The following is a 22075-nucleotide window of genomic DNA, read 5'->3' as shown; positions in this document are numbered from 1 at the left end:
AATTATTATCATATTTTATCAAAATATGTTGACAAAAAAAGAAAACGTTTTATAATTAAATTGTAAACGTTTCCAAAAATAAGGAGTGAACAAAATGAAAAAGATTTTTAGTACAATGATGGTTGTCGTGATTCTCGGAGCCTTATTGACTGCTTGTGGCGGGAATACAAGCTCAGATACCATTACGTTCTGGACGGCGCCAAACAACCAGCAATTAGCATTTTGGACCAAAATGGCCGAAAGTTATAATGCGACAAATCCTACTTTGAAAATTGAGGTTCAGCAAATGCCTGAATCACCAAGTTCAGAGGCAGGAATTCAGAATGCTATTGCCAGTGGTGAAGCACCGGTAGCATCTGAAAACATTCAACGTGGTTTTGCTGCTCAGTTAGCTGATAGTGAAGCAATTCTTGATTTATCAAACAATGCTCAATTTAAAGCTTTAGTTGAACAACGTAATATGAGCGATGTTATTAAAGGCTGGGAGATTGACGGTAAGCAATATGTTGTTCCATTATTCTCAAATCCAGTGCTTAACATGTGGCGGGTAGACATGTTGAAAGAATTAGGTATTAATGAAATGCCAACTACATATGATGAAGTTTATGCAATTGCTGATAAGATTGCTGCAAGTGGTCAAGATAAATTTGCATTGTATGACTATAAAATTTCACGTCCTGCTGACTGGTGGGAACGTTGGTTCGATTTTATGAACTACTATGAAGCAGCGAGTGAAGGGAAAGCTTTTATTGAAGGAAATACCCTTGTTGCTGATGATGCAGCAGCAATTGATGCGTTAACTTTAATTGCTACGCTCGGTCAAAAATCAAATGGTTTATTAACTGTTGAAACTCCGGATGCTGCTGAAAGCGGAGTAACTGCCGGATTTGCAACCGGACCATGGGCGTTACCAAATATTAAGGAAAAATTCCCTGATTTAAAAGCTGGTGTTAATTATGACTTTACAATGCCACCAACTAAAGATGGTGCCGGTCAATACACATTTGCGGATACCAAAGGTATTGTCTTCTATCAAGGCGCAAGCGATGAACAAATTAGCGGTATGATGGATTTTCTGGCATTTACTTTAACTGAGCAAAATGATCTGGATTTCTTAAAAATGACTGACTTGATTCCAGCACGTGATGATCTTTCTACAAATGCAACTTTCCAAAGTTATTTTGATGAAAACCCAATTAACAAAAAATTTGCAGAGCAAGTTCCTAATGCAATCCCGGCAATGAGTAATCCTAATATGGCAACAATCCAAGAAGTTATCGGTACCCATATGCAAAAAATGGTGACTGAGAACATCAGTCCTGCTGATACTTGGAATGCTATTAAAGCAGAACTTGCAACAACATTAGCAGAGTAATTATTATGAAAACAAAAAGCAGAAATGTAATCGGCTGGATTTTTTCCAGCCCTTACTTAATTTTAGGAACACTCTTCTTTTTAATTCCATTGTTTTGGGCATTCTTTTTGTCTATAACCAACTGGAATCTCATGTCGCCAAAATTCGATATCGTCGGGATAGAGAATTTTGCTAAAGCGATTTTTAGCCCGGAAGTACAAGCAGCGTTCTTTAACGCATATAAATTTGCAATTCTGATAGTACCACTGGTAGTTGTTATTTCGTTTGTATTGGCGTACACGATTTATCACTTGCCACGCAAAGTGAAGCCGGTTTTCTCAGTAGCATTCTTTGTACCTTATATCTCCTCAGGCGTAGCAATTTCATTTGTTGTGCGGGGATTATTATCGTATAATAGTCCGCTAAATGAGTTGTTGCGGGCAAATTGGGGTATTACTTTGGATATTAATACTAACGCCGCTTTAGCGACCGGCGTTATCGTAGCCATGATTGTTTGGAAAATGGTTGGTTACTATTCATTGTTCCTGCTTTCAAGTTTGGAAAGTATTGAGCGTGATGTTCACGATGCCGCTAAAATTGATGGTGTTGGTCCGGTTAAAAAGATATTCAGTATAATTTTACCGATGATTTATCCGGCATTATTTACAATTACTACCTTATCAGTTGGCCTTTGTTTCGGTATCTTTACCGAACCATATATGCTGACCGGTGGTGGTCCGGATATGGCAACCAATACTTGGCAATTAACCGTATTTAATGAATCGTTTGTGCGGTCAAACTCTGGATACGGAGCAGCGGTGGCAATATTGAATGCTGTTGTTATCTTTATTTCATTATTGGCAATACAAAAGTTACTCAAGAAATGGGGTGCGCGATATGGCTGGTAGTACATTGACCCTAAAACCTAAAAAGAAAAGATTAGGGAAAACTTTACTGGTTATCTGGGCAAGTGTCTTTTTAATCGTAGCAATCTTTCCTTATATCTATATGGTGTTACAATCATTAGCTCCTTGGGATCAAGTTGATAAAGTTGTTTTTCCGAGTGAATTTACTTTGCGCTCATTTGATTTCTTGCTAACCGGTGGTAATACCGGTATGCCGCGACCTTGGCTGAATGCATTTGCTAACAGTATCATTGTTTCATTAACGACAACTTTGTTGTCGTTAGGCTTAGCCATGTTGCTTGGTTATGCAATTACTAAATTGCGTTTCCGCGGCAGTAAACTGGTCAATAATTTTATTCTGTTTCAAATGTTCTTCCCGGCAGTTATTTTGCTGGTACCGACATTTATGGTTTCTAAGTTTTTAGGTATGAATAATACTTATTTTGGGATGATTATTCCTAAGATAATCAGTGCTTGGGCAATATTTATGTATGTAAACTTCTATCGTACGATTCCGGACGAGGTTTTAGAAGCTGCCCGTATGGATGGTGCCAGTGAGTGGCAGGTAGTCTTTAGAATTGTTTTTCCAATGACCAAGTCAATCACAACAATACTGTTTCTCTTCTTATTTATGGAACGTTGGGGCGAGTTGCTCTGGGATATGATCATTGTTAAGAGTGAGAACTTAATGACCTTAAATGTGTTGCTCGCAACCATGAAAGGTCCATACGGCAGTTTCCCCGGACCATTATATGCAGGTGCGGTGTTGCTGACAGTACCGATTTTAATCTTATTCATTATCTTCAGTAAGAATTTCTCGGAAGGTATGAATTACGTTACCAAATAAAACTATTAACACTATATGTATATTTTGGTAAAATCATGGTATAGTAATATGTGAATGAGTGAATGAGTGAATGAATGGAGGAAAATAGATGATTCCTTATAAACGCAGAAAAATGATTCTTGATTTGCTGAAAGAGCAGGAGTATATATATTTAGATGACATTGTTGAGCGCTCGGGCGTTTCTGAGCCGACAATCCGGCGTGATTTGAAGTATCTTGAGGATGCCGGTGAAATCGAACGTCTGCATGGCGGCGCGGCGCGGCTGGTAGATACCAGACGTGAAGTGCCATTGATTCAGCGGACGATGATTCATGCTGAGGAGAAGCAGGCAATTGGCCGCAAGGCTGCGAGCCTAGTTAGTGATAATGATAGAATCTTTATTGATGCCGGGACAACTACACATATGATGGTAAGCTATTTAAGCTCAGTGCATAATCTGCAGGTGTTTACTAATGGTATAACCCAGATGCAGGAATTACTGGCGCACAATATTCCTTGCTTCTTTGTCGGCGGTGAAATTAAGTCATCGACTCAGGCAGCAATCGGTCCTATGACAATTAAGACTATAGACGGATTTCTGTTTGACAAATGTTTTATCGGTGCTAACGGAGCCAGTCATAGCTTTGGCTTTACAAATGCTGATCCGGATGAATCAATTGTTAAGGAACACGCCATCACTCACTCCAAACTTGCTTATGTTTTGGTAGATAACTCAAAATTTGATGCGGTATCATTCTGTAAGTTCGCTGATTTCAATCAAGCCTCAGTAGTAACCGATGCTATTACTGATGATGTTTACGAGCAATTTGATAATATTATTATATGCAATTAATCAAATAAATTTTGACAATTATTTCTCAAATGTCAATAATAATGAAAAAGTTCGAAATTTCGAACTTTTTTTATTTAACAAAAATAATTACGTGATATAATGGTAAAGTTCTGATTATTATGGAATTAGGCTGTAAAAAATAAATGTGAATCAGTTTACAGTAATAAGGAAAATGATATAATTAATTTGTGAACGAAAGACCACACTAGAGGAAAGGTTTGATTATATGAAAACTCAATCAAAAGTGCTTCTTGGAGTTGAAGCAGCTATCTTTTTTATCATCGCAATTGCAGCGATTGCATGGCCAGGGATTACTGATATCTTGTTGGTATACTTTGCCGGAGCAGCCTTATTAGTTTCAGGAATTGCAGCTTTGATTCAATCGTTTGGCTTAAAAGGTGTTCCTGGACGCGGCGTAATTATTTTCAGTGGTATTTTAGGGGTTATTTTAGGACTTGTCTTATTGTTTGCTAACCCAATTACCGGAACATTAATTCTTGTGTACACATTGTTATTCTGGTTCATTATGACATCAATTACTCAAATTGTTGTTGCTAGCCAAATTAAAGGCGGATGGGCAGTATTCTCAATTATCTTAAATGTTATCGTAATTCTTTTAAGTATTTGGGGATTCTTCGATGTTACCTTCGCATTGGGCGTATACTTCTGGACAATTGCTTTAGCATTCATGTTCCTGGCAGTATCAAAATTAATGCAAATATTTATTCCGCAAGCGCCTAGCGTTTAGGAAGAACAGCAACCCTGGCGCGAGCAACTCGCGCCAGGGTTATTTTTATACCATAAAGATAGAAAGCAACAGCATATTGAGGTATAATTAGGAAAAAGGAGTGGACGTATGACTGAGAAAGAAAAAATGCTGGCCGGACTTCCCTATGACGCTGGTGATAAACAATTGCGTGAAGAACGAATGCACGCAAGAATGCTGTTGCATAAATTTAATCATTCGATGCCTGATGCTAAGCAGGAACGGGTTGCAGTACTGACTGAATTGTTTGGTAGTTATGATGGTGGTACAATTGAACCTAATTTCCGTTGTGACTATGGCAGTAATATTTATTTTGGTAAAAATTTCTATGCAAACTTTGATTGTGTAATTCTCGATGTGTGTGAGGTACATATCGGTGATAACTGTATGTTTGGACCTGGCGTGCATATTTACACGGCCGGGCATCCATTAAATGCGGTCGAACGTAATAGTGGTATTGAGTTCGGCAGCCCGGTAACCCTTGGCGAGAGTGTTTGGGTTGGTGGTCATGTGAGTATTTTACCCGGTGTGCATATCGGCAACAATGTAGTTATTGGATCGGGTTCGGTAGTAACTAAAGATTTTCCCGATGACGTGGTCATCGCGGGAAATCCGGCAAAAATTATCAAACATATCGATAATAAGTAGCAAATCTATATACAAACACTCACTTTTCGGGTATACTATATAAGGTTTGAAAAGGGCTAAACTTACAAAAATGATATTTGACAATGATATTGGCTCTGACTATAATTAAGTAGGATTAGAACAGATAGAATAACGTGATACATAATAATAGAATTATTTTCTAGTCTTATTGTACAAGAATGGAGAGTTGCTTATGTATTCATTAATGTTTATATTAAGTGGAGTAAAAGGCGATATTGTCGGTGTGTTATCCAACCCGGATACAACATTCCAATCTATCGGCTGGATATTAGTAAATGGGTTGAATTTATTATTTAATGTGGCAATGTACGCAGTAAATACATTCATGTTGCTGTTTATGATATATATTGCTGTGCTAACATTAATTGGATTTAAGAAAATCAAACGAAACTACGAAATCGTAGCACCAAAGAAAAGTTTCTTGGTGTTAGTGCCGGCGCATAATGAAGAATCAGTTATTGCCGGAATTGTAGACAATTTAAATAATAATATGGATTACCCGCGTGAGCTTTTCGATATCTATGTTATTGCAGATAACTGCAATGACCGGACTGCTGAAATTGCCCGCGAACATGGTGCCGGAGTCGTTGAACATACTAGCCCTCCGGGTGAACCAAAAGGGAAACCTTACGGAATTCGCTATGCGTTGAAAGAATTAGACGGTATTATCAATAATTATGATAACGTAGCTTTCTTTGATGCTGATAACTTAGTTGCGACGAACTTCTTTACAGAAATGAACTCACAATTTTTATCAGATGATTCAATTAAAGTATCTCAAGCATACCTTGACTGTAAAAACCCGGATGATTCATATGTTTCAATCGGATATGCAGCTGGTTACTATCAAACCAATCGTTTCTTCCAAAATGCGAAGAATACTTTAGGATTAACACCGGCAATCGGCGGAACCGGATTTACCGTTGATCGTCTTGCTTTGCAAGAAATTGGCTGGACTGCTGATTCATTGACTGAAGATTTTGAATTCCAAGTACAATGTGTTAGCGAAGGCTATCGTTCGGTATGGAATCACTTTACTGCGGTATACGATGAGAAACCGACTGAGGCTAAACAATCAATTATTCAGCGTTTACGTTGGGCACGTGGCCACTGGTCAATTCACCGTAAATATTTCGGTCAATTAATGCGTCGTTTCAAAGACTCTAAAAAATTGACTGGTAAACGTGACTGGAACGCATTAGATACGGGTGTATATACCTTGTTACCATTGATAGCCGGAGCTTCTCCGTTCTTGATGGTTATTAACGGCTTGTTAGGGAATACACAAATTGTTTGGATTGCAGCAATGATGATGGTTATGGCAATTGGTTCAGTAATCTTAGCAAAATTCGCGATGAAACGAGATACAATAGTAACAACCAATTATAATATTTTTAAAATATTATTTGGGATGATGTGGTTCTCATTTACATTCATCGGTATCTATATTGCTGGTATCCTTACTTACAAAAACCGTGAGTGGGTACGAACAGAGCATAGAAGTCAAGTGAACATTGATTCGCTCGTAACAAAATAAGACTTATTAAGCACAATATCGTTTGGTATTGTGCTTTTTTTGTGGGGAAAGCTGAGAACGCCCTGGGCCGGTGGCCAAGGGCGTTCTGCAATTTTATTCCATAAGTTGAAAGAGGGTAGCATATTTTTGCTTTTTAGGCTACAATTAGATTGTATAATTGATTTTTTATATATGAAGGAGAGAACACTATGAGTTGTTTAGGAATTTCAATTTATCCAGAACATTCTACACCCGAAAAAGATAAAGAATATATTAGTCTTGCTGCGAAGTATGGTTTTAGCCGTATTTTTACTTGTCTGTTGTCAGTAACCAAACCGGCGGCAGAAATTAAGGCAGAATTTAAAGATGTTATTGAACATGCCAATCGTCTTGGATTTGAAGTCATTGTTGATGTGGCGCCAAGAGTATTTAAAGATTTAGGTATTACATATGATGATTTGTCATTCTTCAGCGAAATCGGCGCTGCCGGAATCCGTCTTGATGAAGGATTTAATGGATCAGTAGAAGCGATGATGACGTTTAATCCGGCTGGATTATTAATTGAAGTCAATGCTAGTAACCCTGGTATGTATTTAAATAATATTTTCAGTTATGAACCAGATAAAAGTAAATTAATTGCTTGTCATAACTTCTATCCGCAAAAATATAGTGGTTTAGGTTTTGACTTGTTCTATAAATGCAGCAAAAACTTAAAAGACTTAGGTATGCGCGTTGCAGCTTTTGTTTCTTCACAAACTGAGGGTACTTATGGACCTTGGCCAGTTAATGAAGGACTTTGTACTTTAGAAATGCACCGTGAATTACCAATTGATGCGCAGGCGCGTCATTTATTCGCTACTGGTGTTGTCGATGATGTCATTATTGCTAATGCTTATGCAAGTGAAGAAGAAATGGCTGCCCTTGCTAAAGTACAACCAGCAAAATTAACATTTGGTATTGAGTTAGAAATTACTGATTTAAGTGATGTTGAACAAGAAATCCTTTATGATTTCAATCATTTTGTTCGTGGCGACTTGTCAGACTACATGGCACGATCTACAATGCCACGGGTTATTTATAAAGAAGCATCAATTCCGGCGCGAAACACGCGTGATTTGCACCGTGGTGATATTATCATGGTTAATGAAGACTATGGGCAATATAAAGGAGAAGTGCATATTGTTTTACAAGATATGCCAAATGATGGTCGTAAAAATGTTATCGGCCATATTCCAATCTACGAACATGTATTACTTGATTACGTAACTCCTTGGAAAAAATTCAGCTTCATGAAATAAACTGTTGAGAAGCGTTTGCAATCTAAGAAAGTTGCAAAAAACTGCTCGGTCACGTATTTCGAAATACGCTCCCTCCCATTTTTTTACAACTTCCTACGCTTTCAATCAGCTTATTCTGTGTTAATCAATGTTATTATAGATGTTAAAGGGGCGGATGGTTAAAATCCGCCCCTTACTTATTTTTGAGGATGATGGATTATGGATGGGTATCAAATACTGGTGGTCTGCACCGCAGGCATTTCATCAAGTTTTTTAGTTCGGCGCATGCTGGCAACGAATAAGCAGAATGATTGTGAATTGAGAATTTTGTCGATAGGTGAGAGTGAACTGCCGAGTCACTGGCAAGATGCTGATATTGTTTTACTGGGACCGCAAGTGCGTTACCAGCTGGAAAAAGTTTGTAGTTTAGTTGAGTATTCAATTCCGGTTGTTGCTATTAGCATGGAACGTTTTGGTATGTTGGATGGTGAAGCAGTATTAAAGGATGCTCTAGCTGCAATTGCTGATTATCATTACCGAAATAGTGGACAACAATAATATATTGGAGTGAGGGTACATGAAGCATAAAGATTATTATGATGATCAATATATTTTGGATATCGCACAGAAAATTCATGCTGTGCAACCGAGTTTTGATAAGACAGGTTTTAGTAATGAATTGCTTGGACAGTTGGATGAGCTAGAATTGTTTGCTCGTTTTGATTGTATTGTTGATGCGATGCAAAAATATTTGAGTGATGATTACTCAAACAATATTCAAGCTTTTTATGGATTGCTAGGTCCAGAATTGAATCGATCCGAAGGGATGTTCACCTTTGGGTGGTGGCTTTGGCCAATTGGCAGATATGTGGAACGATATGGTACTGCAGATTGGCAAGTGTCGCTAGCATTTTTAAAGGAGCTAACCAAACGCTTTACCGGCGAATATGCTATTCGACCTTTATTGAAAGAGCAACCGGAAGCGGTGATGGATGAACTTATTGTCTGGACTAGGGATGAGAATGTTCATGTTCGTCGGCTTGCCAGTGAAGGGGTTAGAATTCGTTTGCCTTGGTCGGCGAAGTTAATGGTTGCTTTAGATGAATTTGATCGATATAAACAGATTCTTACTAATCTTAAAGATGATTCGGAAAAGTTTGTGCAGAAGAGCGTTGGTAATAATCTGAATGATTTATACAAGGAAGCGCCAGATAAGGCAGATGCAATAATTACTAGCTGGCAAGATTCCAGTAATAGTAAAGCACAAGCGTGGATTATTAAACATGGCATGCGTAAACAGAAGTAATTAAAAGACAGCGGATACAGACGCTGTCTTTTATGTTATAATAAACCCATTAGAAAAAAGGAGTTTGAGAGCCAATGTTTGATAAAAACTATGTTTATGAAACCGCAGAGCGTTTATTTACTATTGATAGTCCGTCGGGATTCACTGCCCAGGCGATGGCGGAGGTAGCAAAGATTGCTACGGAAATCGGCTATGAGTTGCAATATACCAATAAAGGGAATGGCTATATTTTCGTTGCTGGTCAAAATACTGCCGAGACAGTTGGACTATCAGCACATATTGATACTTTAGGATTAATGGTGCGTTCAATTACTGCTGAGGGAATGCTTAAAGTCACGAATATCGGTGGTCCTTTAGTGCCTACTTTAGATGGTGAATATTGTAAAGTTTATACACGTGAAGGGAAAGTGTATACCGGCACAATTCTTTCTGAACATCCGGCAATTCATGTCTATCCAGAGGCAAAGACTGCGAGTCGGGATATTGATCATATGCTGGTACGTTTGGATAAGCAAGTCCATAATAAGGCTGATGTTGAAGCTTTAGGAATTATGAGCGGCGATTTTGTTTGCTACGATGCTAAGCTTTCAATTACCGAAGATGATTTTATTAAGTCGCGATTTATTGATGATAAGATATCAGTCGTTATTTTATTAAGTCTTTTGCGTCATTTTAAAATAAACAATATGAAACCAAATAAGAATTTGGTTTGTTTATTCTCAACTTACGAGGAAGTTGGTCATGGGATGGCAGCTTTACCTATGGCAATTGATGAGTTGCTTTCAGTTGATATGGGTTGTATCGGACTGGATTTAAATTGTACCGAGTACGATGTTTCAATTTGCGCTAAAGACAGCAGTGGTCCTTATGACTATGCAATTACCTCGAAGTTTATCGCGCTTGCCAAGCGCGATAAACTCAATTATGCGGTAGATATCTATCCATATTATGGTAGTGATACCAGTGCGGCGTTAAGTGCAGGAAATGATATTCGCGGCGGATTAATTGGTCCGGGAGTTCATGCCAGCCATGGCATGGAACGAACCCATTATAAAGCGGTTGATGCAACGCTGCAATTACTTGCAGCGTATCTGGCTGAATAGGAGGCGAGTAATTTGCAAAAACAACGCCAAACTTTTATTGATCAGCAGCTAGGTACTTTTGTCTTCCATAAATCAGGATACCGTGATTACTATAAAGGCAGTTATCAATGCAACGGCAACAAAATTATTTTACATATGGAAGAACGCGCGTTTTTAGCTGACTTGCAACAAATCATTAATAATCTGGATGCCTATATCATTGGCGCTAAAACTTTTATTCTGCAAGAATTGCGCCCACAGATTGAAGCCTGGAGCATTTATCATGATGATGAAAGTTTTTTGCAGCAGTTGCAGCTGAATACGATTATGCAGCAGGAGCCACAGAAATATATTCTTTGGTTTGATGCCGGTGACTTACTATTGGGTCATTGTATTTGTGTTTATGGTCATGTGCAAGATGGGTTTTCAGCCGCGGTTATTGAAGGATAAATGTTGAAAAAGCAAAGTCTATGGACTTTGCTTTTTTTCATGTTATAATAAATACCTATTAGAAAATAAAGGAGAGATTCAGGATGTTTTTATATGAATTAATGCTCTATGTCGATGAGCCGCGGCGGGTAGCTGAATTTTGGAAGAAAAATTTTGGCTTCTTGGAAAATGTGACTGAAGAAGGTGGGCTTTTCAAGATTGAATTGCGACCTCATCAGCTTGCCGAAACCAAAATTATTTTATTTGAACGCGCAATTATTGCTGAGTTAGAGCCAGAATTGGATTTAGCAACCCCATCATTGCTATTTGCGGTACCAAAGGGCGAGTTGGATGCTTTGTATGAAAAAGTAAAAGCAAACGGTGAGGTTGTTAATCCGCCGATGACAACACCTGATGGTATGCGAGTATTCAATTTTGCTGATCCGGAAGGTAGATATTTTGCCGTTCGTGAAATGGAATAATCTTTTAAAAGACATATCTTTATGATGTGTCTTTTTTTATTTTTTCAAAAAAAAGCAACATCGATTGACATTAGATGAGAAAGGTCTATAATAATGATTGACCAAAGTGGTCAAAACACGAATTTGGAAAGGAATGTGCGAATATGTATGGGCAATTTTTAAATATTGATCCGCCTAAGCAGCAACGTATTATTAATGCGGCTATGGCGGAGTTCAGTCAATATGGCTATAACAATACTTCGACCAATGCGATTGTTGCTGCCGCAGAAATTTCTAAAGGAGCACTGTTTCATTATTTTAAGAATAAACAGCAACTTTTCCAATTTTTGTTTGACTATGCAATAGATTTGATAATGCGGGATTATAACACTCGAATTGATTACAGTGAACGAGATATTTTTCGGCGGCTTGAGCAAATCATGACGGTTAAGTTTGAATTGATGAGAATTCACCCGGATTTAATTGAGTTTTTGAAAACTGCAATGACCGATTCGGCACCCGAGGTGAAGCAATATGTGACTGGCAACTTTGCTAAAGTAAAACAGACCAGCTATGAACAATTGCTTGCTAATATAGATTATTCGTTATTTCGCGAAGGTATTAATATCAAGGAAGCACTACAGGTTATGGTATGGACCTATGATGGATTGGCCAATGAAACAATAATGATGCTAAAAATCCATCCGGAAAAAGAATATGACTGGGAAGAATTATATCAAAAAGGGGCACAATATACCGCATTATTACGGCAGTTGTTCTACCAACAGGAGGATTAATAATTATGGAAAATGTAATTGAAATCAATAAACTGACAAAAAATTATGGCAAATCACGAGGGATTAAAGATATTTCCTTTAGTGTCGCTGAGGGTGAAATCTTTGGATTTATCGGCCCCAACGGCGCCGGTAAATCCACAACAATACGTACTTTGCTAGGACTTATTCATGCAACTAGCGGCAGCGCTACAATTTTTGGTAAAGATATTTTGAAAGAGCGGGCCACTATTGCTGAAGATATTGGTTATTTACCATCAGAGGTATTTTACTATGACAAGATGAAAGCTATTGATTTGTTGAAATACTCAGCAAGTTTTTACAAAAAAGATTGCAGCAAAAGAATTAAAGAACTTGCTGATATTATGGAATTGGATTTAAATAAACGAATTGACGACATGTCATTTGGTAATAAGAAAAAAGTTGGTATTGTTCAAGGACTCTTGCATAGTCCGAAGCTCATTATCCTTGATGAGCCAACCAGCGGTTTGGATCCGTTAATGCAGCAAAAGTTTTTCAACTTGCTTGAAGAAGAAAATAAAAAAGGCGCTACGATATTTTTCTCCTCACATATTCTCAGTGAGGTACAACGCTTATGCGACCGCGTGGCCATCATTAAAGATGGTGAAATTATTCAGTTGCAAACGATGAGCGCATTACGAGCTGACAGTTACAAACGGATAAAATTGACTTCAACAACACCGATTGCAGCTGATTATTTTAATCTGGATGGTATCAAAGAGCTGAAAAACGGCGGTGACGAAGCAACCTTCTTATATAAAGGTGATATTAACGTTATTATGCAAAAACTAAGCGCATTGCAATTAACTGATATTACCCTTGATGAACCTGATCTTGAAGAAATCTTCATGCATTATTATGAGTAGGGGGCGGCAAGATTATGAGTATTTTTCGATATGAATGTAAAGCAAACTTGAAGATAACACTTATATGGGCTGTCTCACTCTTAGCTTTAGCAATATTTTTTATTATCCTCTATCCGTCTTTTGGGCAGGATGTTGATAAATTAAATCAAGTCCTGGCGGCTTACCCGCCAGAACTTGTCAAAGCTTTGGGACTCGGAGATTTAACATCGTTCGCGGGCTTCTATGGCTATGCAATATTGTATGCAACTTTGTGTGCGGCAATTCAGGCGACAAATCTTGGTATTGGTATTTTATCTAAAGAGGGACGAGTGAAAACAGCAGATTTTTTATTGACTAAACCAGTCAGCCGTGGTGCAGTAGTGAGTGCGAAGCTGGCAGCAGCGGTAATGATGTTGTTGATTACGCAAATTGTGTTTGTTGCCGGCTCAACGATTGCAGCAATCTTAATTGCCGGTGATAGTGTAGATATGACGACTTTTATGCAGATTAATCTGGGATTAGTGATTACTCAATATGTATTTTTTGCAATTGGCTTTATGATTGCCGGATTACTGCAAAAAATTCGTTCGGTGATAACTTTATCGTTAGGGATTGTATTTACTTTCTTTGCGCTAGGGTTACTGGATTCAGTATTAGATAAAGATTGGTTACGTTATTTTATCCCATTTAAATATTTTGACGCACCATCAATTATTGCTAATGGCGGTTTAGAGATGCAGTTTGTGGCTGTAAGTGTTGGAGTTATTATAGCGTGTATTGCGGCAGCATATGTTATGTATTTGCGTCGTGATGTGCATGCAGTGTGAGAAGGGGTGTTGATTGATTATGAATATTATTTGGCAGGAACTAAAAGCAAATAAAAAAGCACTCTTCTTTTGGTGTGTGGGTATCTTTTTCATGGCGGTTGTAGGTATGACTAAGTATTCTGCTTCTTCACAAGATGCACAAGCCTTGACTGATATTGTTAAGCAGATGCCGGCCTCAATTCAGGCGCTCTTTGGACTTAGTCAGTTGGATATGTCACAATTAGCGGATTATTTTGGAATTTTATTTCCTTTTAATGCGATTATTGCGGTTTTACATGCCGGATTGCTTGGCGCAAATACGATTGCTAAAGAGGAACGCGATAAAACTTCTGAGTTTTTATATGTTAAACCAATTTCGCGAAATCGGGTATTGAGTGATAAGCTGATTGCAATTCTATTGCAATTACTTGTGTTGAATATTGTAACGATTATTGGTTCGTTTATCGGTGTGGCAATATTTGGCGGTGGTCAGATGATTACTGCGGAGATTTTTATGTTTATGGCAGCTATGTTTGGTATGCAGTTATTCTTTGCGGCAATCGGCTTCTGCCTAGCTGCGTCGCTCAAAAATACTAAATTAGCAACCGGAATATCAGCAATCATTGTAGTAGTTACTTATTTATTAAGTGCTATTATAAGTATGGCCGGTGATAATTTAGCGTTTTTGGATATCTTAACACCATTCAAATATTATGACCCGTATACAATGTTGCATGGTGACTTTAATTGGATGTTTGTTGTCGTGAATGCACTGGTAGTAATTGTAGCTATTGGTGCGGGTTATTTCTTCTATAACCGACGTGATTTTGAGTACTAGGATTGATAAAATTTTCGTGTTAATAATGACTTAGCTTTAGAATCCTTCAAGTGAGTAAATTCTATGGGAATTTATGAAAATTATGAAATTTTTTAAAATAACACGATGTAGTTTGACATCGTATTTGGATTTAGTTATACTAATATCGTATAAACTTAAGGAGGAAATATTAACATGAAAAAAGTTTTAAGTATTTTAACTGTTGTTATGTTATCTTTTGGATTAGCAGCATGTTCGGCATCACCGGCAGAAACAGTTATCAATGAAGTAAGCTCTCAAGTAAATGTGAGCGGAGCAACAGTAGAAAAGTTGGACACTTCAACTGAAGCGAGCTATCTTTCAAGCATCAACAGTGATGTTACATCAAACAGTGCATCTGATCTTAGTTTAACTGGAGCAGAAGCGGACGCATACACAAAAGGTGTTGAAGCATTCACATCTATGTACAGTCTTGTAAGTTCAGCAATCTCAAGTGCAGATACAGCATACATCTATGGTATATTCTCAAACAACAGCTGCTCTGATTGTGTTGTAGCTATTGATTTATCATCAGCAGGAATCAACCTTGATAGTGTTGATTACGATGCAATCAATGCTATGTTGGCAATTGCTTATGGTGAAGGTGTAGACTACTTCTACGGAAAAGGTTCTGTTTACACAAGTGCAAGTGGAACTATGGTAGATTCATCAGCGCAAATTAAAGCAATTGTTGATGCAAATGCAGGTCAATAATTAAACGAAGAAGAACGCTCAAGCAGCGTTCTTTTTTTATTGTTCTTTTTGTCATTTTTTGATAAAATAAGAAAAAATGAATTGAGGTGCATGGTATGGAAGTAAAGGAACTGAGCGAGAAAATAAAAGCATTTCGAGCTGAGCGCGGCTGGCAGACAGAAGGTGCGCAACGTGATATTGCCATTTCAATTGCCATTGAAGCCGGTGAACTGCTGGAGCATTTTCAGTGGTGGGATGCCAAGGAGAGTTGCAAACGCAATTTTCAGGGTATTAAGGAAGAGTTGGCAGATGTCTTGATTTATGGTTTTACCATGGCAGCGATGATGAATGTGGATGTTGAGGATATTATTGCCGAGAAGCTTGAGATTAATAAGATTAAGTATCCCGATCCGGAGCAAAAAGCGATGTAGTTAACATCGCTTTTTTTGATGCATGGAATAGCTTGTGGGTTTGTATTTCCTCAATATTTTTGGTATAATAATAAATGGTTTGTGAGTGCTTAGACAGCACTGATTCCATGGAAACAGCATGGTTATTGCACGAAAAACTTATTTAGAGGAGTGAATTGTAAATGGCAACACCACACATTAATGCAAATAAAGGTGATTTTGCGAAGACAGTTTTAATGCCCGGAGATCCTTTACGGGCGAAGTTTATTGCTGAGAAGTTTTTAACTGATGTTAAATTGGTGACTGATGTACGTAATATGTTTGGTTACACTGGTTACTACAATGGCAGAAAAATCTCAGTAATGGGTTCTGGAATGGGACAACCATCAATCGGAATTTATTCATATGAGTTATTTACTGCTTATGATGTTGAAAATATTATTCGTATTGGTTCAGCGGGTTCTTACCAAGAGCATGTAGACATTCGTGATATTGTTCTTGTTCAGGGAGCTTCAACTGAGTCTGATTTTGCTCATCAATATGGTTTGCCGGGAACATATGCGCCATTAGCAAGTTTTGAATTGCTGGATAAAGCATACAATATTGCTAAAATGAATGGACAACATGTACATGTTGGTAACAGTCTTTCATCAGATGTGTTCTATAACTTCCAAAAAGATTCTTGGAAGAAATGGGCAGAGCTTGGCGTGCTTTGTGTTGAAATGGAAGCCGCAGCATTATATATGAATGCTGCAGCTTTAGGTAAACAAGCGTTAGCTATTTTAACTATTTCGGATTCATTGGTTACTGGTAAATCAACCACTGCCGAGGAACGCGAAACAACATTCACGCAAATGATGGAAATTGCTTTGGAGTTTGCCGAGTAAGATTAATCAACAGTGAGTATTGCATTTTGATTCGGATGGCTTAATCAGCCATCCGGTCATTTAAAAAGAAGCCCCATAAGGGCTTTTTCTATTAAAGAGGCGGTAAAATGATAGAATTACAGAATATAAAGAAAAGCTATGGCAAGAAGCAAATATTAAAAGGTGTAGACTTAACTATTAATGATGGTGAGTTTATTGTTTTTATCGGGCCATCCGGGTGTGGGAAGACGACCTTGTTAAAGATGATTAATAAGTTGATTCAGCCGAGCAGCGGAACAATCTTAATTGATGGGAAGAACATTGCAGATACTGATACTATCAGTTTGCGTCGTTCGATTGGATATGTTATTCAAAATATCGGGTTATTCCCACATATGAGTATTTATGAGAATATTACTTTAGTACCAAGTTTAATGCATGAAAAACGTGAAGATGAAGCTGTATATCAGCGTGCATTGGAACTTATTGAGATGATGGGGCTGGACGAGAGTTATTTAGAAAAGTATCCTGATCAACTATCCGGAGGTCAGCAGCAACGGATTGGTTTTGCCCGGGCGTTGGCTAATGATCCGAACATTATTTTAATGGATGAACCTTTTAGTGCGCTTGATCCAATTACCCGCAGTCAGTTGCAGGATCAAGTTGTTGAATTGCAAAAGAAGGTAAAGAAAACGATTTTGTTTGTTACTCATGATATGGATGAGGCACTGAAGATTGCTGATCGTATCTGTATTTTTCAAGATGGTGAAGTTGCCCAGTTTGATACACCAGAGGCTATTTTAAAACGGCCGGCCAGTGATTATGTGCGCTCGTTTGTGGGTGAGGATAAATTATGGCAAAATCCTAACTTTATTCATGCTGCTGATGTTATGATTGCCAAGGCGGCAACTATTCATCCTTCGGAAACATTATTCCGTGCGATTGAAAAGATGCGCCGTAATCGTGTAGACAGTCTGATTGTTGTTGATGAAAACCGTCGCTATCTGGGTATTCTTTTCATGGAAGAGTTATTGCAGAAGAGTAAACGCCAGTTATCGATTATTGATTTAATGCAAAAAGATATCCGGACATCGTATCCTGACGAAGGAGTAAGTGATATTCTTGAGTATATGATTACTGAGAAGGTTCGTTGTATTCCGGTCGTTGATGAGCAACAACAGGTGGTTGGAGCACTGACACGGGCAACACTATTTGCCAAGATTGGTTTGCAGTATGTTGACAATGCTGATGAAGATGAAGAAGAGATTGCAACCAGTGGAGGTGAGTTCTAATGGATATGTTCATGGATTTTTGGAATAGTATTATTGTTTTTTGGAATCAATACAGCGCGCAATTCCTGCAAGCATTAGGACAACACATCTACATGACCGTAGTTTCGGTTGTTATTGCGATTATAATCGGTATTCCGCTAGGAATTATCTCTTCGTATTATAAGCGTATTGCTAAAGTAATTATGGCCGTTATTAATGTTGTACAGGCTATTCCTAGTTTGGCTATTTTAGGGTTTTTAATTCCGTTTTTAGGTATTGGTAGTGCGCCAGCTATCTTTATGGTGACGATGTATTCGCTTTTACCTATCGTAAAAAATACTTATACCGGAATCACTAACATCAGTCCGGCGATTTTAGAGTCGGCTGATGGTATGGGGATGACTTGGTGGCAACGTTTGTTTAAGGTTGAAGTGCCACTGGCAATGCCGGTTATTGTTTCTGGTATTCGGATATCAGCAGTTAGTGCAGTTGGGTTAATGACTATTGCGGCCTTTGTCGGCGGTGGTGGTTTAGGCTACTTTATCTTTACCGGGGTATCATTAGTAAACAATACGATGATTCTCTTTGGTGCGATTCCGGCAGCAATTTTGGCGTTGTCTATTGATGCCTTGATTCAGTGGATTGAAAAGCGGATGACGCTTAGAAATCAGAATCATCAACATCGTAAAGGGAAAAAACGCCATAAAGGATTATGGATTGGGTTGGCTGCGGTTTTAGCGGTTAGCGCAATCGGTGGTACTGTATATATGAATCAAAGCAATAGTGATAAAACAATTGCAATTGGTTCGAAGAAGTTTACTGAGTCAATGATTCTCTGCCATATGCTGGCTGATTTAATTGAAGCCCACACAGACTTAACTGTTGATCGTAAATTAAGTTTAGGCGGCTCAAAGATTGTTTTTGAAGGAGTAACCAGTGGTCAGATCGATGGTTACGTTGAATATAGCGGGACGGCTTATGTAACTTACATGAACAATACATTTAAACCGGGAATGTCTGCTGAGGCAGTATTTGATGAATTGAAAACACAATTAGCCGATATTGATTTAACAGCAATGGCACCATTAGGATTTGAAAATCGTTATGCCTTTGCCGTAAGAGCTGATATTGCTGAGAAGTACAACCTGACAACCACTTCTGAACTTGCAGCTGTAAGCCCAGAGTTGAATTTCATCAGTACGATGGAGTTCCAAAACCGTGAGGATGGCTTTATCGGTGCGAATAAAGTATATAATTTTAACTTTAAGGGAATGAACGCAGCTGATGATGCAATGCGTTATACTGCTGTTGATTCAGGAGCAGCCGATGCTTCGGATGTATTTACTACCGATGGCTTGATTGCAAAATACAATATGAAGGTTTTGGAAGATGATAAACACTTCTTTGCGCCTTATACCGCATTCCCGATATTCCGCACAGAGACATTGGCTAAACATCCGGAATTAACGGAAGTGCTGAATATGCTGGAAAATGCTATTAGTGATGAAGAAATGCGCGAGCTAAACTACAAAGTAATCGTTGAGGGACAGAAGGATGCTGATGTTGCTCGTGACTTTTTACTCAGTAAGGGCTTGATTTAAAAGGAATCATCGGGAAGACGGAGTGCGTCTTCCCGATGAAAATTTCTACCAAAAGTAAGAGGGTACAAGTGCATGTATAAAGGAATGTCTAAGAAACTCATTATTATGTTGTTTGCTTATTTTTTAATCGGGGTCGTCAACGGTCTCGGTCATCCGGCAACTCCGGCGTTAATTAAAGCGGTTGGAGCTCCGGAAAATATTTTCGGTTTTTTCATGGCAGCGATGACACTGGCACAATTTTTTGCTTCGCCAATGTGGGGAACATTATCAGATAAATATGGTCGCTGGTTGCTATTTTTAGGGCCGCTTGGCTATGGGTTCTGTCAGTTGTTGTTTGCTTATGGGACGTATGTACCGGTGCTGATTTTTGCTCGCTTTTTATCCGGTTTTTTCGTAGTTATTACTTTTACTGTGCATATTGCGTATTTTAGTGATATTGCCAAGCCGGAGCATCGTTCTAAGGTTATTGCACTGGCAACGATGTTATTTGCTTTTGGGGCAGCTTTTTCACCGTTCATCGGTGGCGCAATCGGTGAGCTGGATTATCACTTGCCATTTATTTTGCAGGCAGTTGCCGGAGTGATTTTAGGGGTATTCTTTCTATTTACAGTTCGTGATTATAAGAAGCATGAGCCGATGCCGGGCGCAAACAAGCGGCCTTCGTTACGGCAGCTGTTGTGGAGCGATGAGGTAAGAGAGACGATCAAACGGTATCGTCATACGATTTTACCAACAGTGTTTATAATTATTATTTTGTTGGTAACAGCGAACTCGTTGTTTACCGGGGTTGTACCATACTTCTTATCATTCCAGTTGCATTATACGACTGCAGAAATTGGACTGATTACTGGGATAATTGGTTTAGTGGCCGCAGTATTGAATTTGGTATTTGTGCCGATGTTCCAAAAACGGATGTCACCGACCAGATTAATGTTTTCAATTGCGGTGATGGGCAGCGTTGGTGTCGCTTTGGTGATTGTAAGCTTCTTATTTCAATCACCAATGGTCATTTTTGTAGTTTTAAGTACAATTCTATTTACCACTTCGACGAATGTTCAGGTTGCCGGCCAAATGGTGGTTGAATCAATTTCCCGTCGTGAAGATGCCGGCGCTTTGTTTGGCGTTCGTCAGTCAGTGCAGGCACTAGGAAATGTTATTGGTTTTGTTGGTCTGTCGGTGTTGTTTGCGCTCGGTGGCTATGTTCCTTTTTACGCAGCTGCAGTGCTCTTTGTTGTCGCCGCTTTGTTCTGCTGGTTTATTGTCAGAAAACGCGTAAATCGCGAGCCGCGCCCCGAGTAGCGCGGCTTGCGATATCTTTATTTTGCAGTATAATAAAAGAAAGGGAATGAATGCTTATGGACAAGTGGCAACGAATTAAACAGCAAATACCAATGCGGATTATTAAGTCAGGGATCGCAGTAGCTTTGGCTTTTGTTACTATGCCCTTGTTTATCAGCGGAACCCAGTTCTACGCTTCTATTGGTGCATTGCGGACAATGCGCGAATCGATTGCCGGCTCAATTCAGATTATTATTCAGCAGCTGATTGCTAACTTTGTCGGGTTTGCTTTTGCCGCTTTTTTTGGCTTTATTTTCGGTATTAACATCATTAGTGTTTCATTTGGGATTATGGCTTTATTTTTAGTTATTAAGTACGCCAAACTTGGTGATAGCTATTTGATGGCCGGTGTGACCTTAATGTCGATTATGTTATTGGCTACAGATGATACATCTTTAATTCAACGTGGGTTTGACCGCTTTATTTCTACCGGCTATGGTATGATTATTGCTTTTATTGTTAATATTACTATCTTCCGGCCGAAATTCAGCAATGATATTGAAATGATTTTAACAATGATTTCCGAGAAGATTGATCGTTGGTTCGCAAGCGGCAGTAAAAAAGAGCAGGGAACTATTTTTAATCAGTTGAGTGAGTCAACTGATCAGCTTGAGAGCAAGATTGGGCTTATCCGTCAGGATATGCGGACCAAAATTGCTACGCGTAATGATAAACGTTTGCAACATAAAATTTTTGCAACGATTATGAATTCAACCAGGCAGGAACTAAGGATTATTAAGGCGCTGGGTGTTTTTGAACGAGATGAGTATGGAAGCTTGTATACCTTAATTCATAGTTTATTTGTTATTGAGCATGATATTATTATTGATATTTTTGCCATGGAGAGCTACCGCCACTATTGGGAACTGATTATTCATGATACCAAGAATGAAATTTATCGTTCAATGCAGGATCATCTGATATATACGCATCCGCGGTTTAATGATACGGTAGCATTGATGCATGCATTAACAATATATTTTGATTATCTGTCTACAATGATGACTTATGTTCGTAGCGGTGAGGGCGAGGCTTGCGAATGGACGCAGTCGATTTCCTTGCCGGAAATCGAGGCAGCAGAGGAACAAGATAAATAAAAAAAAGCCGATTGCTTGAAGCAATCGGCTTTT

Annotated in this window: 24 protein-coding genes; all 24 read left to right on the top strand. The window is 38.6% G+C overall.

The annotated features are described in order from the left end of the window. Positions 1-94 precede the first annotated feature (94 nt). The 24 genes from FEZ08_RS07770 (at position 95) to FEZ08_RS07655 (ending at position 22042) form a co-directional block, all read left to right on the top strand. On the top strand, positions 95-1375 hold the full coding sequence (locus FEZ08_RS07770) for a sugar ABC transporter substrate-binding protein (protein WP_138191160.1): 1281 nt from the start codon (positions 95-97) through the stop codon (positions 1373-1375). A gap of 5 nt (positions 1376-1380) precedes the next feature. After that, positions 1381-2262 (top strand): carbohydrate ABC transporter permease, encoded by an 882-nt coding sequence (locus FEZ08_RS07765; RefSeq protein ID WP_138191159.1) that lies wholly within the window; start codon positions 1381-1383, stop codon positions 2260-2262. Further along, positions 2252-3106: a carbohydrate ABC transporter permease gene (locus FEZ08_RS07760; RefSeq protein ID WP_138191158.1), complete on the top strand. Its 855-nt coding sequence runs from the start codon at positions 2252-2254 to the stop codon at positions 3104-3106. Before FEZ08_RS07765 ends, FEZ08_RS07760 begins: the two co-directional genes overlap by 11 nt. Positions 3107-3194: 88 nt before the next feature. After that, a complete protein-coding gene (locus FEZ08_RS07755) occupies positions 3195-3938 on the top strand; it encodes a DeoR/GlpR family DNA-binding transcription regulator (protein ID WP_138191157.1) in 744 nt (247 codons plus the stop codon). A gap of 226 nt (positions 3939-4164) precedes the next feature. Beyond that, complete coding sequence (locus FEZ08_RS07750) at positions 4165-4686, top strand: DUF308 domain-containing protein (protein WP_138191156.1); 522 nt, start codon at positions 4165-4167, stop codon at positions 4684-4686. 108 nt (positions 4687-4794) lie between these two features. After that, positions 4795-5352, top strand: coding sequence for a maltose acetyltransferase domain-containing protein (locus tag FEZ08_RS07745; RefSeq protein WP_138191155.1), 558 nt, complete (start codon positions 4795-4797; stop codon positions 5350-5352). Between the two features lie 193 nt (positions 5353-5545). Beyond that, the gene (locus FEZ08_RS07740) at positions 5546-6910 is read left to right on the top strand and encodes a glycosyltransferase family 2 protein (RefSeq protein ID WP_138191154.1); all 1365 of its coding nucleotides are present in this window, start codon (positions 5546-5548) and stop codon (positions 6908-6910) included. A 188-nt stretch (positions 6911-7098) separates the two neighbouring features. Next, the gene (locus FEZ08_RS07735) at positions 7099-8187 is read left to right on the top strand and encodes a DUF871 domain-containing protein (protein ID WP_138191153.1); all 1089 of its coding nucleotides are present in this window, start codon (positions 7099-7101) and stop codon (positions 8185-8187) included. Between the two features lie 198 nt (positions 8188-8385). Further along, positions 8386-8724, top strand: a complete 339-nt coding sequence (locus FEZ08_RS07730; protein WP_138191152.1) for a PTS sugar transporter subunit IIB — start codon at positions 8386-8388, stop codon at positions 8722-8724. Between the two features lie 19 nt (positions 8725-8743). Beyond that, the gene (locus FEZ08_RS07725) at positions 8744-9472 is read left to right on the top strand and encodes a DNA alkylation repair protein (RefSeq protein ID WP_138191151.1); all 729 of its coding nucleotides are present in this window, start codon (positions 8744-8746) and stop codon (positions 9470-9472) included. Between the two features lie 74 nt (positions 9473-9546). Beyond that, positions 9547-10575, top strand: coding sequence for a M42 family metallopeptidase (locus FEZ08_RS07720; RefSeq protein ID WP_138191150.1), 1029 nt, complete (start codon positions 9547-9549; stop codon positions 10573-10575). A 12-nt stretch (positions 10576-10587) separates the two neighbouring features. Continuing rightward, entirely contained in the window at positions 10588-11004 is a 417-nt protein-coding gene (locus FEZ08_RS07715; protein WP_138191149.1) for a DUF2262 domain-containing protein, read from the top strand. An 83-nt stretch (positions 11005-11087) separates the two neighbouring features. Continuing rightward, a complete protein-coding gene (locus FEZ08_RS07710; protein ID WP_138191148.1) occupies positions 11088-11465 on the top strand; it encodes a VOC family protein in 378 nt (125 codons plus the stop codon). Positions 11466-11608: 143 nt separating this feature from the next. Next, the gene (locus tag FEZ08_RS07705) at positions 11609-12241 is read left to right on the top strand and encodes a TetR/AcrR family transcriptional regulator (protein ID WP_138191147.1); all 633 of its coding nucleotides are present in this window, start codon (positions 11609-11611) and stop codon (positions 12239-12241) included. Positions 12242-12246: 5 nt separating this feature from the next. Then, entirely contained in the window at positions 12247-13125 is an 879-nt protein-coding gene (locus FEZ08_RS07700) for an ABC transporter ATP-binding protein (protein ID WP_138191146.1), read from the top strand. 14 nt (positions 13126-13139) lie between these two features. Beyond that, complete coding sequence (locus tag FEZ08_RS07695) at positions 13140-13931, top strand: ABC transporter permease subunit (protein ID WP_138191145.1); 792 nt, start codon at positions 13140-13142, stop codon at positions 13929-13931. Between the two features lie 19 nt (positions 13932-13950). After that, positions 13951-14748 carry an ABC transporter permease subunit gene (locus tag FEZ08_RS07690; protein WP_138191144.1) on the top strand — a complete coding sequence of 266 codons (798 nt, stop codon included), beginning with the start codon at positions 13951-13953 and terminating at the stop codon, positions 14746-14748. A 174-nt stretch (positions 14749-14922) separates the two neighbouring features. After that, positions 14923-15480, top strand: a complete 558-nt coding sequence (locus FEZ08_RS07685; protein WP_138191143.1) for a putative periplasmic lipoprotein — start codon at positions 14923-14925, stop codon at positions 15478-15480. Positions 15481-15575: 95 nt separating this feature from the next. Beyond that, positions 15576-15890 carry a nucleotide pyrophosphohydrolase gene (locus tag FEZ08_RS07680; RefSeq protein WP_138191142.1) on the top strand — a complete coding sequence of 105 codons (315 nt, stop codon included), beginning with the start codon at positions 15576-15578 and terminating at the stop codon, positions 15888-15890. Between the two features lie 161 nt (positions 15891-16051). After that, positions 16052-16756, top strand: coding sequence for a purine-nucleoside phosphorylase (gene deoD, locus FEZ08_RS07675; protein ID WP_138191141.1), 705 nt, complete (start codon positions 16052-16054; stop codon positions 16754-16756). 107 nt (positions 16757-16863) lie between these two features. Further along, positions 16864-18027 (top strand): betaine/proline/choline family ABC transporter ATP-binding protein, encoded by a 1164-nt coding sequence (locus FEZ08_RS07670; protein ID WP_138191140.1) that lies wholly within the window; start codon positions 16864-16866, stop codon positions 18025-18027. Then, positions 18027-19607 carry an ABC transporter permease/substrate-binding protein gene (locus FEZ08_RS07665; protein WP_199288053.1) on the top strand — a complete coding sequence of 527 codons (1581 nt, stop codon included), beginning with the start codon at positions 18027-18029 and terminating at the stop codon, positions 19605-19607. The genes FEZ08_RS07670 and FEZ08_RS07665 overlap by 1 nt, the downstream gene beginning before the upstream one ends. 72 nt (positions 19608-19679) lie before the next feature. Beyond that, entirely contained in the window at positions 19680-20906 is a 1227-nt protein-coding gene (locus FEZ08_RS07660; RefSeq protein WP_138191139.1) for an MFS transporter, read from the top strand. 56 nt (positions 20907-20962) lie between these two features. After that, complete coding sequence (locus FEZ08_RS07655) at positions 20963-22042, top strand: FUSC family protein (protein WP_171014993.1); 1080 nt, start codon at positions 20963-20965, stop codon at positions 22040-22042. Positions 22043-22075 lie beyond the last annotated feature (33 nt).

Source organism: Culicoidibacter larvae, assembly GCF_005771635.1.
Classification (GTDB): Bacteria; Bacillota_I; Bacilli_A; order Culicoidibacterales; family Culicoidibacteraceae; genus Culicoidibacter; species Culicoidibacter larvae.
The sequence above is the reverse complement of the archived record's forward strand: the minus strand, read 5'-3'. Positions and strand labels throughout refer to the sequence as shown.